General features: G+C 73.7%; 15 protein-coding genes. 11 read left to right on the plus strand and 4 right to left on the minus strand.

Translation table 11 applies throughout. The features are described from left to right. A partial coding sequence (locus tag Q7L73_RS27735) for a TetR/AcrR family transcriptional regulator (protein WP_304715765.1) occupies positions 1 to 681 on the minus strand: 681 nt, incomplete at its 3' end. Between the two features lie 110 nt (positions 682 to 791). Between Q7L73_RS27735 and Q7L73_RS27740 the strand changes: the two genes are divergently transcribed. Then, positions 792 to 2,180 carry a UbiD family decarboxylase gene (locus Q7L73_RS27740; RefSeq protein WP_304695778.1) on the plus strand — a complete coding sequence of 463 codons (1,389 nt, stop codon included), beginning with the start codon at positions 792 to 794 and terminating at the stop codon, positions 2,178 to 2,180. A gap of 46 nt (positions 2,181 to 2,226) precedes the next feature. On the opposite strand, the gene Q7L73_RS27745 is transcribed toward Q7L73_RS27740, so the two are convergent. Beyond that, positions 2,227 to 2,937 (minus strand): GntR family transcriptional regulator, encoded by a 711-nt coding sequence (locus Q7L73_RS27745; protein WP_304695780.1) that lies wholly within the window; start codon positions 2,935 to 2,937, stop codon positions 2,227 to 2,229. Positions 2,938 to 3,067: 130 nt separating this feature from the next. Between Q7L73_RS27745 and Q7L73_RS27750 the strand changes: the two genes are divergently transcribed. From Q7L73_RS27750 to Q7L73_RS27785, 8 genes are read left to right on the plus strand one after another with little or no spacing between them, the layout of a single operon-like run. Beyond that, positions 3,068 to 4,018: a xanthine dehydrogenase family protein subunit M gene (locus Q7L73_RS27750; protein ID WP_304695782.1), complete on the plus strand. Its 951-nt coding sequence runs from the start codon at positions 3,068 to 3,070 to the stop codon at positions 4,016 to 4,018. Then, positions 4,015 to 4,548, plus strand: coding sequence for a (2Fe-2S)-binding protein (locus Q7L73_RS27755; RefSeq protein ID WP_304695784.1), 534 nt, complete (start codon positions 4,015 to 4,017; stop codon positions 4,546 to 4,548). The genes Q7L73_RS27750 and Q7L73_RS27755 overlap by 4 nt, the downstream gene beginning before the upstream one ends. Beyond that, positions 4,538 to 6,859, plus strand: coding sequence for a xanthine dehydrogenase family protein molybdopterin-binding subunit (locus Q7L73_RS27760; RefSeq protein ID WP_304695786.1), 2,322 nt, complete (start codon positions 4,538 to 4,540; stop codon positions 6,857 to 6,859). Before Q7L73_RS27755 ends, Q7L73_RS27760 begins: the two co-directional genes overlap by 11 nt. Then, positions 6,856 to 8,214, plus strand: coding sequence for an aromatic ring-hydroxylating dioxygenase subunit alpha (locus tag Q7L73_RS27765; protein ID WP_304695788.1), 1,359 nt, complete (start codon positions 6,856 to 6,858; stop codon positions 8,212 to 8,214). Before Q7L73_RS27760 ends, Q7L73_RS27765 begins: the two co-directional genes overlap by 4 nt. Continuing rightward, positions 8,211 to 8,732: an aromatic-ring-hydroxylating dioxygenase subunit beta gene (locus tag Q7L73_RS27770; RefSeq protein WP_304695790.1), complete on the plus strand. Its 522-nt coding sequence runs from the start codon at positions 8,211 to 8,213 to the stop codon at positions 8,730 to 8,732. Before Q7L73_RS27765 ends, Q7L73_RS27770 begins: the two co-directional genes overlap by 4 nt. After that, positions 8,732 to 9,061: a Rieske 2Fe-2S domain-containing protein gene (locus Q7L73_RS27775; RefSeq protein WP_304695792.1), complete on the plus strand. Its 330-nt coding sequence runs from the start codon at positions 8,732 to 8,734 to the stop codon at positions 9,059 to 9,061. The genes Q7L73_RS27770 and Q7L73_RS27775 overlap by 1 nt, the downstream gene beginning before the upstream one ends. A gap of 12 nt (positions 9,062 to 9,073) precedes the next feature. Beyond that, on the plus strand, positions 9,074 to 9,979 hold the full coding sequence (locus tag Q7L73_RS27780) for an SDR family NAD(P)-dependent oxidoreductase (protein ID WP_304695794.1): 906 nt from the start codon (positions 9,074 to 9,076) through the stop codon (positions 9,977 to 9,979). Positions 9,980 to 9,983: 4 nt separating this feature from the next. After that, entirely contained in the window at positions 9,984 to 10,811 is an 828-nt protein-coding gene (locus Q7L73_RS27785; protein WP_304695796.1) for an NAD(P)-dependent oxidoreductase, read from the plus strand. Here the strand turns inward: Q7L73_RS27785 and Q7L73_RS27790 are convergent, their stop codons facing one another. Beyond that, complete coding sequence (locus Q7L73_RS27790) at positions 10,812 to 12,287, minus strand: NAD(P)/FAD-dependent oxidoreductase (RefSeq protein ID WP_304715767.1); 1,476 nt, start codon at positions 12,285 to 12,287, stop codon at positions 10,812 to 10,814. Then, a complete protein-coding gene (locus tag Q7L73_RS27795) occupies positions 12,284 to 12,799 on the minus strand; it encodes a cupin domain-containing protein (protein ID WP_304695800.1) in 516 nt (171 codons plus the stop codon). Before Q7L73_RS27795 ends, Q7L73_RS27790 begins: the two co-directional genes overlap by 4 nt. 34 nt (positions 12,800 to 12,833) lie before the next feature. Here Q7L73_RS27795 and Q7L73_RS27800 point away from each other — a divergent pair, with 34 nt between their 5' ends. Both Q7L73_RS27800 and Q7L73_RS27805 read left to right on the plus strand, forming a co-directional pair. Next, on the plus strand, positions 12,834 to 14,105 hold the full coding sequence (locus tag Q7L73_RS27800; protein ID WP_304695802.1) for an NAD(P)/FAD-dependent oxidoreductase: 1,272 nt from the start codon (positions 12,834 to 12,836) through the stop codon (positions 14,103 to 14,105). Next, positions 14,102 to 15,265: an amidohydrolase family protein gene (locus tag Q7L73_RS27805; RefSeq protein WP_304695804.1), complete on the plus strand. Its 1,164-nt coding sequence runs from the start codon at positions 14,102 to 14,104 to the stop codon at positions 15,263 to 15,265. Before Q7L73_RS27800 ends, Q7L73_RS27805 begins: the two co-directional genes overlap by 4 nt. Positions 15,266 to 15,473 lie beyond the last annotated feature (208 nt).

Consider the following 15,473-nt stretch of genomic DNA (forward strand, 5'->3'; position numbering starts at 1 on the left):
GGAGGCGCCGCTCGCGCCGGCCGCGCCCGCGCCGTCGCCCGCGCCTGCGCCGTCGCCCGCGCCTGCGCCGTCGCCCGCGCCTGCGCCGTCGCCCGCGCCCGCCACGTCGCCGAGCAGCAGGTCGACCGCCGCGTGCATCGCGCCGTACAGCAGCGCCGCGGTCACGCGCGGCTCCTCCAGCGCGAAGCCGCCGTCGTCGCGGCCGGCGCGCAGCAGCTCCTCCAGCAGCGTCAGCTGCGGGTTCTCGACCGCGACACCTGTCGCCACCGCGACGGCCGGCAAATCGTGGTGGAAGAGCGCGTCGTGGAGCCGCTCGTGCTCGAGGTGGGCGCCGATCGCCTCCGCGACCCAGCGGTCGAGCCGGCCGCCGTGGTCGCCGGCCGGCAGCGTCGCCAGCGCCCGCTGCTGCTCGGCGCAGATCGCCGCCGCGTAGCGGGCGCGCAGGGCGGACAGCAGCTCGCCCTTGGAGGAGAAGTGGATGTAGAAGGTCCCCTTCGCGACGCCGGCGCGGGAGGTGACGTCGTCGACCGTGAGCGCGCTCAGCCCGCGCTCGACGATCAGCTGCTCGGCCGCCTCCAGCAGCTCGTCGCGGCGGCCGCCGGCGGGGGTGCGGCCACCGGCCGCGGCTCGCGCGGCCGAGGTCGCGGCGGGTGCGGCGGCGCGTCTCAGCGGTTCTTCCATCGCGACAGCTTGACAGATGACCGCCAGTCATTAGGCTACTGCCGACTGTATTCATTCGGCCGTCGCGTCAGCGCGGCGCGGCGGCGACACGGTGATGGAGGACGGCCCCGGTGCCCAAGGATCTTCGTACGTTCATCAAGCAGGTGGAGGAGGCCTACCCGTCGTCGTACCTGACGACGGAGAAGGAGGTCGACCCGAGATTCGAGCTGACCGGCGTGCTGCGCAAGTTCCAGGACGACGGCCAGTTCCCGATGGTCCTGTTCGAGAACGTCAAGGGCTGCGACGTGCCGGTGCTCGGCAACGCGCTCGGGCACCGCGACCGCCTCGGGCTGCTGTTCGACACCGACAGCGCCGGCCTCGCGCACGCCTACGACGCCCGCCAGGGCACGATGATCCCGCCGGAGAAGGTCGACAGCGGCCCGGTCCAGGAGATCGTCCTGACCGGCGACGACGTCGACGTCACGAAGATCGCCAACATCGTCCACTGCGGCGAGGACGGCGGCGAGTACATCTCCTCCGGCGTCACGGTCGCGCAGGACCCCGACAACGGCGCCTACAACGCCGGCATCTACCGCATCCAGGTGATCGGCCCGAAGGAGCTGCGGCTCGACCCCGGCGCCTACTCGCACATCTGGCACATGCATCACAAGCAGGAGCAGCGCGACGAGCCGCTCGAGGTCGCGATCGTGATCGGCCACTACCCGACGCTGTACATGGCCTCGCAGTACCGCGGGCCGCTGGAGGTCGACGAGATCGAGGTCGCCGGCGGCCTCGCCGGCGAGGCGATGCGGATGGTCAGATCGGCGACGCTGGGGATCGACGTCCCGGCCGACGCCGAGATCGTGATCGAGGGCAAGCTGCTGCCGAGAGTGCGCAAGTGGGAGGGGCCGTTCGGCGAGTTCTCCTGGTACCTCGGCCCGGCGCACGACACGCTCGTCGTCGAGGTGACGGCGATCACGCGCCGCAGAGACGCGATCTACCAGGACGTCTTCAACGCCCATCCCGAGCACAACCTGATCGGGATGGTCGGCCGCGAGGCGAACCTGCTGAGCAAGGTGCGCGCGGTCGTGCCGTCGGTCAGAGCGGTCTCGATGCCGTTCTCGGCCTGCTGCCGTTTCGCCTGTTACGTCTCGATCGGCAAGGAGTACGACGGCCAGGCGCGCAACGCCGCCCTGACCGCGCTCGGCGCCGACCCGTTCGTGAAGCTCTGCGTCGTGGTCGACGACGACATCGACCCGTACGACGAGATGAGAGTGATGTGGGCGGTCGCGACGCGCGTGCGCGCCGACAAGGACGTCATAGTCATCCCCGAGGCGTACACCTGCGAGCTCGACCCGACGGCGTACTCGATCGAGGACGACACCAGAAACGGCGCCCTCAACGCGAAGTGGATCATCGACGCGACGAAGCCGGTCGGCCTGCCGTTCCAGCAGACCGTCGACGTCCCGGAGGAGGTCTGGAAGGCCGTCAGACTCGAGGAGTTCTTCCCGGGTCGCTGAGCCGGGCCCGGGGCTGCCGGCGATGGCGCGTGGCGGCGGGCGGCCGCTACGCGTCGTCGCCGTCGGCGCCGTTGGACGGCAGCTGGTCCTCGTGCAGCGCGAGCACGGCGTCGAGCGTGTGCTGGATGTGCTCTTCGACGGCGCGCTGAGCGCCGGCCGCATCGCCCTGCTTGGCGAGTCTGACGATCGCGGCGTGCTCTCTGGCGACCTGTCTGCCGCGGTTGAGCCCGCGGCCTCTGCTCCACATCTGCACGTAGCGCTCGGAGCGCTGGCGCAGCGACTCGACGAACTCGAACGCGAGCGGTCTGTCGGCGACCTCGTAGAGCGTGTTGTGGAACTCGCTGTTCAGCTCCAGGTAGCGCGTGTGGTCTCTCGACTCTCTCAGCTCTCTGTTGAGCGCGGCGAGGCGGTCGAGCCGGGCTCTGTCGAGGTTCGGCACGGCGGCGGCGGCGAGGCGGCCCTCCAGCAGCGCGCGCAGCTCGTAGGCCTCGGTCAGCGTGTCGATGCCGATCCCCCGCACGACGGCGCGGCGGTGGGCCGAGGCGTCGATCAGGCCCTCGGCCTGCAGCTGGCGCATCGCCTCGCGCACGGGCACGCGTGAGACGCCGAAGTGGCCGGCGATCTCGACCTGGTTCAGCTCGGCGCCGTCGGCGAGCTGGCCGCTGTTGATCGCGGCACGGAGCGCGTCGGCGATGTGGTCCGAGGTCGTGCGGCGGTTGCGCAGCTCGGGCGTGAATGGGATCGGGGGGCCTTGCACCTGATTGAGGATACGCCCTCCGGCGAACGGAAACGGAACCCTTGCCAGTTCCGGCAATACTGTATACAGTTGTCGCGTTCCGCCTGCCGGCCGAGCACCTCCGCCGCTCGGCCGGCGGGTGAGATGTCCGATGAAACCCGCCCAGTTCGCCTACCACGCCCCGACGCGGCTCGAAGAGCTGCTGCAGCTGCTCGCCGACGGCGCCGGCGAGGCGCGCGTGCTCGCGGGCGGGCAGTCGCTCGTGCCGATGATGAACTTCCGCCTCGCGACGCCGGAGACGCTCGTCGACCTGCGCCGCGTGCAGGCGCTGCGCGAGCTGAGCGTGCGCGCGGCCGACGGCGCGCTGCTCGTCGGCGCCGGCGTGACGCAGGCGCGGCTGCTGCGCGAACCCGCCGTGCAGGCCGGCTTCCCGCTGCTGGCGGCCGGCGTCGCGCACGTCGGCCACCCGCAGATCCGCAGCCGCGGCACCGTCTGCGGCAGCCTCGCCCACAGCGACCCGACGGCCGAGCTGCCCGCGCTCGCGCTCGCGCACGACGCGCGCATGACGATCGCCCGAGCGCCCCGACGCCGCGAGTTCCCACCTGGCTCGACGAACCGGACACAGCCGTGGAACTCGCAATCGGAACGACGCGAGCTGGCGGCCGACGACTTCCTCGTCTCCTACTACGAGACCGCGGTCGAGCCGGGCGAGCTGCTGGAGCAGGTCGCCTTCCCGCCGCTGCCGGACGGCGCCGGCTGGTCGTTCCGCGAGCTGGCCCGCCGCCACGGCGACTTCGCGCTGGCCGGCGCGATCGCCGTCGTCGCGCCCGGCCGCCACGCGCGGCTGGTGCTGTTCGGCGTCGGCGACCGTGCCCGCCGGATCGCGAGCGTGGAGGAGCTGCTGCTGCGCGCGCCCGCCGCCGACGCCGTGCCCGGCGACGCTGCCGCGCTGCTGGAGCAGATTCGGACGCAGGTCCCCGCGCTGGTCGCCGCCGCCGTCAACCCCTCCGGCGACGTCCACGCCAGCGCCGACTACCGCCGCGAGCTGGCCGGCACGCTCGCCGTCACCGCGATCGCCGAAGCGCTGGAGCGCGCGCGGTGAGCGAGCAGCTGCCGATCCGCCTCACCGTCAACGGCGCAGAGCTGAGCGCGGAGGTCGAGCCGCGGCTGCTGCTGAGCGACTTCATCCGCCACCGCGCGGGCCTGACCGGCACCCACGTCGGCTGTGAGCACGGCGTCTGCGGCGCCTGCACGGTGCTGGTCGACGGCGAGCCGCAGCGCTCCTGCCTCGTCTTCGCGGTCCAGGCCGACGGCGCCGAGGTCGAGACCGTCGAGGGGCTCGCGGCTCCCGGCGCCGAGCTGCACGCGCTCCAGCAGGCGTTCCATGAGGAGCACGGGATGCAGTGCGGCTTCTGCACCTCCGGCTTCCTGATGACGAGCGCCGCGCTGCTGCGCGAGCACCCGCACCCGAGCGACGCGCAGCTGCTCGACGCGATCTCCGGCAACCTCTGCCGTTGCACCGGCTACCAGAACATCATCCGCGCCGTTCGCAGCGCGGAGGCGAAGCTGGCCGCGCAGGCCGGCGACGGCACGCCCGCAGCGGCCCCCGCGGGAGACGCCGATGGCGCGTGAGCCGCTCGTCGGCAGATCGGTGCCGCGCGTCGAGGACGAGCGGCTGCTGCGCGGCAACGGCCGCTACGTCGACGACATCGCGCCGGCCGGCTGCCTGGAGGCGGCCTTCCTGCGCAGCCCGCACGCGCACGCGCGGATCAAGGCGATCGACGTCTCGCTCGCGCGCCTGATGCCGGGCGTCCACGCGATCTTCACCGGCGCCGACCTGCACGGCCAGGTCGAGCCGATGGTCTTCCAGATCGCCAAGATCGTCCCGCCGCCGGTGAGAGAGTCGACCGGCGCCTGGTCGCGCGTCCACCCGATGGCGGCGCTGCCGACCGAGCGCGCGACCTGGGTCGGCCAGCCGCTCGCGGTCGTGATCGCCGACGACCGCTACAGAGCCGAGGACGCGCTGGAGCTGATCGAGCTGGAGCTGGAGCCGCTGCCCGCCGTCGTCGACCCGCTCGACGCGCTCGCCCCCGGCGCGCCGCTGCTGGAGCCGGAGTGGGAGAGCAACCTCGCGCTCCACTACCGCTTCAGCAACGGCGACGTCGACGCGGTCTTCGACAGCGCGGCGGTCGTCGTCGAGGAGCAGTTCCGCTCCCACCGCCACATCGCCTCGCCGATCGAGACGCGCGGCGTCGTCGCGCAGCCCGACCCCTATGACGGCAGGCTGCTCGTCTGGTCCTCGACGCAGACGCCCCACCAGCTGCGCGACTTCCTCGCGGGCGCCTTGCGGCGCTCCCCCGAGACGCTGCACGTGCGCGCGCCCGACGTCGGCGGCGGCTTCGGCCCGAAGGGCGCGATCTACCCGGAGGAGCTGGTGATCTCGTACGTCGCCAGCGCGCTGAACACGCCCGTCAAGTGGATCGAGGACCGCTCCGAGCACTTCCTCGCGACGACCCACGGCCGCGAGCAGGTCCACACGATCGCGCTCGCCGCCGACGCCGACGGCAGGTTCCTCGCGCTGCGCGACCAGATCACGCACAACTGCGGCGCGTTCAACATCCTCGGCCTCGTCGTCCCCTACAACTCGCTGACGCACCTCGTCGGCATGTACGCGATCCCGGCCGTGGACGTCGAGATGCGCGCGGTCGTGACGAACACCGGCGTGACCGCGCCCTACCGCGGCGCCGGCCGCCCCGAGGCGGTCTTCGCGATGGAGCGGATCGTCGACCGCGTCGCCCGCAGGCTCGGGATCGACCCCGGCGAGCTGCGCGAGCGCAACGCGATCCCGCCCTCGGCGCTGCCGTACGAGACCGGCATGATCTACCGCGACGGCACCCGCCAGGTGTACGACTCGGGCGACTATCCGGAGCTGCTGCGGCAGGCGCGCAGGCTCGTCTCCGACGAGGACTGGGAGGCGCGCGCGGGCGCCGGCCGCGAGGTCGGGATCGGCTACGCCGCCTACGTCGAGGGGACCGGCGTCGGCCCGTTCGAGAGCGCCTCCGCGCAGGTGATCGCGGGCGCGAGGGTGCGCGTCGCGGTCGGCTCCGCCTCGCAGGGCCAGGGCCACCGCACGACGCTCGGCCAGATCGCGGCCGACGCGCTCGGCGTCCCGCTGGAGGCGATCGAGGTCGTCGGCGGCGACACGAACGCGATCGCGACCGGCTTCGGCACGCTCGCCAGCCGCTCGCTCGTCGTCGGCGGCAACGCCGTCGCGAAGGCCTGCGCGGAGCTGCGCGCGCAGGTCGTGGAGGCGGCCGCCGGGCTCGGGTTCGAGGTCGGCGCCGACGATCCGCTGCCGCTCGGCCCGATGGCCGCGCTGACGCCGTTCAACCCCGGCCGCCCGGCCGGCGCGCCCGCGGTCCTGCGCGCGCAGGCCGAGTACTACCCCGGCCCCGTCACCTACGCCGCCGGCGTCCACGCCGCCGTCGTCGCCGTCGATCCGCGCACGGGCGAGGTCGAGATCCTCCGCTACGCGATCGCGCACGACTGCGGCCGCGCCGTCAACCCGCAGATCGCCGACGGCCAGGTGATCGGCGGCACGATGCAGGGGATCGGCGGCGCGCTCTTCGAGGAGCTGGTCTACGACGACGAGGGCCAGCTCCGCACCGCTTCGTTCATGGACTACCTGCTGCCGACGGCCTCCGAGATGCCGGAGTTCCGCACGGCGCACGTCGACGTCGTCTCGCCGCTCAACCCCCTCGGCGTCAAGGGCCTGGGGGAGGGCGGCGCGATCGGCCCGATGGCCGCGCTCGCGAACGCCGTCGAAGGCGCGCTCGCCGGCCACGGCGTCGTCGTCCGCAGCTGTCCGCTGACGCCAGATCGTGTGCGCGCCCTCGTGCGCGCAACGGAACCACCCGTCCCAACCGCCCAGGAGACGACATGAGCACCACCGCGCCGCGGCCCGCCGCAGCCCGACTCTCGAACGGGGAGGCGATCGCCGACCTCGCCCGTGCGGAGGAGGGGCTGATCTCGCGCCGCATCTTCGCCGACCCCGAGGTCTACGCGCTCGAACAGGAGCGGATCTTCGCGAGAGGCTGGTTCTTCATCGGCCACGAGAGCGAGATCCCTGAGCCGGGAGACCTCGTCACCCGCTCCGCCGGGATCGACCCGGTGATCCTCGTCCGCGACGACGAGGGCGAGGTGCGCGTCTTCCTCAACTCCTGCCGCCACCGCGGCATGCGCGTCTGCCGCACCGACCGCGAGAACGCCTCCTTCCTGCGCTGCCCCTACCACGGCTGGGCGTACAAGAACGACGGCAGACTGATGACGGCCGCCGCCGAGGAGCACTACGAGGACGGCGAGCTGGACAAGGAGGAGCTCGGCCTGATCCCGGTCGCCAAGCTCGGCAGCTACCAGGGCCTGATCTTCGCCAGCTGGGACGCGGAGGCGCCGTCGCTCGACGACTTCCTCGGCGACATGAAGTACTACCTCGACATCATCGTCGGCCGCACCGGCGGCGTCGAGGTGCTCGGGCCGCCGCAGGTGTGGGACGTCGAGACCGGCTGGAAGTACGCGACCGACAACTTCACCGACAACTTCCACGTCTTCTCCGCGCACCACTCGCTGGTCGAGCTGGGGATGCTGCCCAACGATCCCGACTTCGCCGCCCACGGCCACATGATCGTCGCCGAGGAGGGCCACATCCTCCACCTGACGCCGGGCGCGCCGAACGAGCACTACTCGCACATGGGCCTGCCGCAGGAGCTGCGCGCGCAGATGGCCGAGCACCTCGATCCCGACCAGGTCGAGATGGCCCGCAAGACCGCCTACTCGGCCGGCACCGTGTGGCCGAACTTCCACTGGCTGCAGCTGATGTCCAGCGGCACGATCGGCCAGCCCGACGTGCCGTTCCTGAACTTCCGCCTCGAGGTCCCGATCTCGCCGACGCGCACCCGCATGTGGTCGTGGCTGGCGGTCGACAAGGACGCCTCGCCGGAGTACCGCAAGGCGACGTACGAGACGTACGTGCGGACCTTCGGGCCGGCCGGCATCTACGACCAGGACGACATGGAGAACTGGGAGGACTGCACGCGCGCCTCGCTCGGCCCGGCGGCGAAGCAGCACACGCTCCACCACAAGATGGGGATCGGCCGCGCGGTCGACGAGACGTGGCCCGGACCGGGCAGAGCGTACAAGGACTCCTACGGCGAGATGACGCAGCGCTCGTGGTACGCGGCGTGGCGCACGTACATGTCGAGAGAGCACCGCGCGGACGTCGCCGGCGAGCTGCGGTCGTGAGCGCGCTCGGCACGGCGATCCTGCCGAACACGGAGGAGTACGGCCGCGTGCTGGAGTTCCTCCACCACGAGGCGGAGCTGCTCGACACCTACAGATTCGCCGAGTGGCTGGAGCTGTTCGCGCCGGAGATCGAGTACACGATGCCGGTCCGCACGACCCAGTTCCTGACCGACGGCGAGGGCTTCCACGAGTCCGGCTTCTTCGTCGACGACCACGCGACGCTGATGACGCGCGTGAAGCGGCTGGAGACCGAATTCGCGTGGGCCGAGACGCCGCCGTCGCGCACCCGCCACTTCGTCTCCAACCTGCGGCTGGAGCGCTCCGCCGCCGGCCCGGAGCTGGAGGCGCGGATCGGCTTCATGGTCACGCGCACGCGGCAGGACCTCGACTACCAGCTGTTCACGGGCGTGCGCAGAGACCTGCTCGTGCCCGACGGCGACGCGTTCAAGGTCCGGCGGCGGACGATCCTCGTCGACCAGACGGTGATCACCGCGACGAACCTGAGCGTCCTCTTCTGATGGAGGCGGCGGGAACGTTCACGGCGGTCGTCGCGACCGCCGAGCTGCGCCCTGGCTTCCTGACGACGCACTGGGTCGAGGACCGCGAGCTGATCGTCGCGACGACGACCGACGGCTTCCACGTCTACGACGCGACCTGCCCGCACTCGGACTTCCAGCTCGTCTCCGGGCGGCTGCCGAGAGGCTGCCTGGTCGAGTGCCCGATGCACGGCGCGCGCTTCGACGCCGCCACCGGCGAGGTCGTCAAGGGCCCCGCGAAGGACCCGCTCGACCCGATCGAGTCGCGCGTGATCGACGGCACGTTGGAAGTGCTCGTCGACTGGATCTAGAGGAGAACTTGCATGCTGTGGCTTGAAGAAGAGGTCGCGCTCGTCACCGGCGGCGCGTCCGGGATCGGCCGTGCCGTCGTCGACCGCTACGTGGCGGAGGGCGCGTCCGTCTGCGTCGCGGACCTGAACGAGGAGCGGCTCGCCGAGGTGGCGCAGGCGCACGGCGACGCCGTCACGACGATCGTCTGCGACGTGCGCTCGCTGGCCGACAACAAGGCGGCCGTCGCGCACTGCGTCGCGACGTTCGGGAGACTGGACGTCTTCGTCGCCAACGCGGGTCTGTCGGACATGTTCAGAGAGCTGGCCAACATCGCCGAGGAGAACCTCGAGGCCGCCTACGACGCGGTCTACGACGTCAACGTCAAGGGCGTGATCCTCGGCGCGAAGGCCGCTCTGCCGGCGCTGGTCGCGTCGAACGGGACGTTGGTGGTGACGCTGTCGAACTCGTCCTTCTGGCCCGACGGCGGCGGGATCATGTACATCAGCTCCAAGCACGCCGCCCTCGGCGTCGTGCGCCAGCTCGCGCACGAGTGGGCGCCGGCGGTGCGCGTCAACGCGGTCGCCCCGGGCGCGACGCGCACGAACATCACGCTGCCGAGAGAGCTGGGCGTCGACGCCGACGGCAGAGCGATGCGCGCCCACGCGCACGCCTCCAACAGCGACGCGAACGTCGAGCGGGTCGTGCCGCTGGCCAGACACGCCGACCCGTCCGACCACGCGGCCGCGTTCGTGCTCGCCGGCTCGCGCGCCAACGGCGCGATCATGACCGGCTCGGTGATCGAGACCGACGGCGGCCTCGGCATCCGCGGCATGCGCCGCGTGCGCGGCGGCGACGACCTGCGCGAGCGCGTGCTCGGCGGTGGCGCGGCCGCGGCCGAGGCGTCGCTCGACGCGCCGGCGAACCGGATCGACGGGTGACGCGGTGAGGGTCCTGCTCACGGGCGATCGCGGGATCGTCGGGCGGCCGACGCGGGCCGCGCTGGAGCGCGACGGGCACGCCGTCGTCGGCTTCGACCTCGCGAGCGGCGACGACATCCGCGACCTCGCCGCAGTGCGCGCCGCGGCGGCCGGCTGCGACACGATCGTCCACCTCGCCGGGATCCCCGGCGACAGAGAGGAGATCCCCGACCAGGTGATGGCGGTCAACGTCGGCGGCACCTGGAACGTGCTGCTGGCGGCGCTGTCGGAGGGCGTCGGGCGCGTGATCCACGCCTCCTCCGGCAAGGCGCTCGGGATGCTGGAGCGCGACCCGTTCTACCTGCCGGTCGACGACGCCCACCCGGGCCTGCCGGCGCGGCCGTACGGGCTGGCGAAGTGGCTGTCGGAGGAGATGTGCGAGGCCTTCACGCGCGCGAACCCGGTCGAGACGATCTGCCTGCGGCCGGTGTTCGTGGTCGAGCCGGAGCAGTGGCGGGAGTTCGCCGCGCTGAGCGAGCTGGGTCCGGCGCGCGGCGCCTCCTGGCACTGCGGCGTGATCGTCGACGTGCGCGACGTCGCCGACGCATTCTCGCTCGCCGTCACCTGCCCCTCGCCCGCCAGCGGCCACGCCCGCCTGCTGCTGTGCGCCGACGACGTCGCCTCCGACCGCCCCGCCGCCGAGCTGGCGGCCGAGAACCTGCCGAACGTCCCCTGGCGCGACGGCGCCCCGCCGCCCGCCGACTCGCGCGCCGCCCTCGCCGACTGCACGGCGGCGAAGCAGCTGCTCGGCTGGGCGCCGCGGTACCGGTGGGACGGGCGGGCGTCGTACTGATCAGCGCGCGGCCGCGTCGAGCGGCCGCGCGCCCCACGAGTCGCGGCGAACGCCGGGGGTGGGGAAGAGGTCCGCGAGCCGGGCGATCGAAGCCTCCTGCGTCGCATCGGTGATCGGCCGCTCGGCGGCCTCCCAAGCCGCGAGCACGTCGCGGACGTCGTCGCGAGGCGCGTTTTGCGCGGGTGCGGGCGCGGCTTGCGCAGATGCGGGCCCGTTTTGCGCGGGTGCGGGCGCGTTTTGCGCGGGTGCGGGCGCGTTTTGCGCGGGTGCGGGCGCGTTTTGCGCGGGTGCGGGCGCGTTTTGCGCGGGTGCGGGCGCGTTTTGCGCGGGTGCGGGCGCGTTTTGCGCGGGTGCGGGCGCGATTTGCGCAGATGCGGGCGCGGCTTGCGCGGATGCGGGCGCGGCGTGCGCGATGAGCGCGGCGGCCAGCGCGAGCGCGTTCGTCATCGCGGTGCCGGCGCCCTGGCCGATCGTCGGCGGCATCGCGTGGGCGGCGTCGCCGACGAGCGCGACACGCCCGCGCGACCACGCCTCCACCTCGACCGCCTCGTAGCGGTCGGCGTGGGGCGCGGGCGGCAGCTCGCGCAGCAGCGGCGCCAGCAGCGGGAAGCTCTCCGCCCAGACGGCGCCGTCCAGCGGGCGCGCGGTCGCGGCGGCGTCGTGCGCGCGGGCGGCGAGCAGCAGGTAGAGGTCGTTCGCGTTGCAGGGGACGACCATCACGCGCCGGCGCGCGGCGAGGTTCCAGTGGTCGCTGTAGTCGGACCAGAGGCTGTCGCGGCCGGGCGCGCGCTCGCGCGGGACGGTGAAGCGGACGATCGTCAGCTCCTCGAAGCTGCGGCGCGCCCGCAGCAGCCCGACTGCCTCCCGCACCCGCGAGGAGATCCCGTCCGCGCCGACGACGAGGTCGGCCGGCCAGCGCCGCACCGCGGGGGCGGCGGGCGCGCGGCCGGACGCTGCGCCGGCGGTGAGGAGCGCGCCGGCCGGGTCGGCGCCGACGACCTCCGAGCCGGTGCGGAGGTCGACGCCGGCCTCGCGCGCGGCGCGCAGCAGCGGCGCGTAGAGGTCGCTGCGGGTCATCGTCACCATCCGCAGGCCACCGGGGAGCGGGAAGGGGCGGTGGCCGAGGTCGGCGCCGAGGTGGTCGCGCTCCTGCCAGGCGGCGGCGCTGTGGCTGCGCCGCAGGACCTCCGCTTCGAGCCCGAGCGCGGCGAGCGTTCTGAGGCCGTTCTCCCACAGGAAGATCCCCGCCCCGCCGCCGCGCGGGGCGGCCGAGCGCTCGTGCACCCGCACGCTCCAGCCGCCGCGTGCGAGCGCCGTCGCAAGCGTCAGCCCTGCGAACCCGGCGCCGGCGATCTCGGCATGGCGCGCGCCCGCGGAGGGGCGGCTCGCGGCGAGGTCGCGCGCGCCCGCGACGGGGTGCTCGGCGGCGGCGTGGCGCGCGCCCGCGCCAGACCGGCTGGCGGCGGCTCCGCTCACGCCAGCGGCGGGCCGACGACCGTCATGTCGAACCGCTCCGCCACCGCCGCGACGCGCGCTCTGTCGAAGTCGGCGTGCGGCGGCGGCACCGGTTCGGGCGCCGGCTCGCCGGCCGCCTCCATGAAGCCGGCGAGCATCCCCGAGGTCGCGAACTGGAGCGTGTGGGCGCCCTCCGGCCCGACCTTGAACGCGTGCGGCGTGCCGCGCGGGACGAGCACGAAGTCGCCCGGCGCGACGTCGAACTCGCCGTCGCCGGAGCGGAACCGCAGCGCGCCGGCGAGCAGGTAGAACGCTTCGTCCTCGTCGTTGTGGACGTGCAGCGGCGGCGCGTGGCCGGCATGCATCCGCGCCTCCAGGACGCTCGGCCCGGCGGCGTCGCCGGCGCCGGCCTTGATCGTGACGAGGTTGCCGGAGAACCAGACGTGGCGGCCGTCGCCAGCGTCGAGGCGGACCGCTGCAGCGGCGTCCCCGCGCGATCGGCCGCGCGGGTCGGGCGTCGAGGGAGATTCCATCGTCAGAGCTTACTGAATACAGTAGTCTCATTCCATGCCTGAATCGACACTCGACCGCGTCCTCGTCGTCGGCGCGTCGCTCGCGGGCCTGCGCGCCGCGGAGGCGCTGCGCGCGGAGGGCTTCGCCGGGGCGCTGACGATCGTCGGCGACGAGCCGTGCAGACCGTATGACCGCCCACCGCTGTCGAAGGAGCTGCTGGCCGGCGCGCAGAGCGCCGCGGAGGTCGCCCTGCGCGGCGCCGACGAGCTCGACGCCGCCTGGCTGCTCGGCGACGCCGCGACCGCGCTCGACACCGGCCGCCGGATCGTCACCCTCGCCTCCGGCAGGGAGCTGCCATACGATGGCCTCGTGATCGCGACCGGCAGCGCGCCCCGCCGCCTCCCGGCGTTCGACGTGCGGCTGCCGAACGTGCTGGAGCTGCGCACGCTCGACGACGCGCAGGCGCTGCGCTCGGCGCTCGGCGCGCCCGCCGCCGCCTCGCCCGCCTCCCGCGCCGCACCCGCCTCCGCCGCCGCGCCCGCCTCCGCCGCCGCACCCGCCCGCCTGCTGATCGTCGGCGCCGGCTTCGTCGGCGTCGAGGTCGCCGCGACGGCCCGCGCGCTCGGCGCCGAGGTCACGATCGTCAGCCTCGACGCGCCGCTGGCGATCGCCGGCGAGGCCGTCTCGCAGACCGCCAGCGCGATGCTCGCCGAGCACGGCGTCACGACGCTGATCGGCAGAACGGTGACCGAGACGATCGCGGGCGACCGCTTCGAGGCCGCGCTGCTGGACGACGGGACGCGGATCGACGCCGACGTGGTCGTCGTCGCGGTCGGCGCGACGCCCTGCACCGGCTGGCTGGAGGGCTCCGGCCTGACGCTCGACAACGGCGTCGTCTGCGACGCGACGCTCGCCGCCAGCGGCGTCGAGGGCGTCGTCGCGGCCGGCGACGTCGCGCGCTGGCCGAACCCGACGTTCGGCGGCATGCCGATGCGGATCGAGCACTGGACCAACGCCGTCGAGGGCGGCGTCCACGCGGCCAGAACGCTGCTCGCGCCCGCTGGCGAGGCGGCCGGCTACGCCGCCGTGCCGTCGGTCTGGTCCGATCACTTCGGCGTGAGACTGCAGACGGTCGGGCTGCCGGCGCAGGCGGACCGGATCGAGCTGGTCGAGGGCTCGCTGGAGGAACGCAGATTCTGCGCCGCCGCCTACCGCGAGGGTCGCCTGATCGGCGCGCTCGCCTACTCGATGCCGAAGGCGCTCGTGCGCTACCGGATCAAGCTCGCGCGCGGCGCCTACCTGGCCGAGCCGGAGGTGGCGGCGTGAGCGTCGCGATCGTCAACGTCGGCCGCTCGCACAGCGGGGACCTCGCGGGCACGCCGCTGACCGGCGACGCGCTCGTCTGCGACGACGGCGTCATCAGCTGGATCGGCGCTTCCGCCGACGTCTCCGACGGCGACCACGAGACGGTCCTCGACGCCGGCGGCGCCGGCCTGATCCCGGGCCTGATCGACTCGCACGTCCACATCACCTTCGGCGACTACACGCCGCGTCAGCAGACGGTCGGCTACATCGAGTCCTACCTGCACGGCGGCACGACGCGTGCGATCACGGCGTCGGAGGTGCACACGCCCGGCCGCCCGTCCGACCCGGCCGGCGTGATGGCGCTGGCGATCGCGGCGCAGCGCTGCTTCGCCTCGTTCAGACCCGGCGGGGTGACCGTGCACGCCGGCTCGGTGATCCTCGAACCGGGGCTGACGCAGGCGGACTTCGAGCAGCTGAGAGCGCAGGGCGTGTGGCTGGCGAAGGCCGGCTTCGGCGCCTTCGACGCGCCGCTGGACTACGTGCCGGTCGCGCAGGCCGCGCGCGCCGCCGGCCTGCTCGTCACCTGCCACACCGGCGGCGGCTCGATCCCCGGGTCGCTGGACCGGATCGACGCTGGCGCGGTGATCGCGATGGGCGCGCACGTCAGCTTCCACGTCAACGGCGGCCCGACCGCGATGTCGGTGGAGGACAACGAGAAGATCGTCGTCGCGGGCGGCGAGATCGCGCTGCAGCTGGCGATGGCCGGCAACCTCCGCTCGGCGCTCGACATCTGCCGCCTCGCGCGCGAGCACGGCAGAGACGACCGCCTGCTGATCTCGACCGACACGCCGACCGGCACCGGCGTCGTGCCGCTCGGGATGTTCCACCTGATCGCCGAGCTGGTCTCGCTCGGCGGCCTGCCGGTCGAGCTGGCGATCGCCGCCGCGACCGGCTCCGTCGGCCGCGTCTACGGGCTCGACGCGGGCCTCTTGGAGGTCGGCCGCCCGGCCGACCTGCTGCTGCTCGACGCCCCGCTCGGCTCGGCCGGCGACGACTGGGCCGGCGCCCTGGAGGTCGGCGACGTCCCCGGCATCGGCGCCGCCCTGACCGGCGGCGTCGTCCGCTTCACCAAATCGCGCAACACCCCCGCCCCGAAGCGCCCGGTCACGCTGCTGCGGTAGGACCTCCGGACGATCGACCCCCTGTGAGGGGGTCGATCGTCCGGAGATCGTGCGCTCAGCGCGCGTCGCGCCCGGCGCGGATGAGCAGCGCGGCCAGCAGCGCGCCGACGAGCGCGCCGAGCAGGGCGCCGGCGAAGGCGGTGACGCCGGCCGGGGCGAGCGCGGCCGGCGCGGGGGAGGCGGCCGGCGCCGGCGGGCGCGGGGCGGC

This window comes from Conexibacter sp. CPCC 205762 (assembly GCF_030646155.1).
In the GTDB taxonomy this organism is placed as follows: domain Bacteria; phylum Actinomycetota; class Thermoleophilia; order Solirubrobacterales; family Solirubrobacteraceae; genus Conexibacter.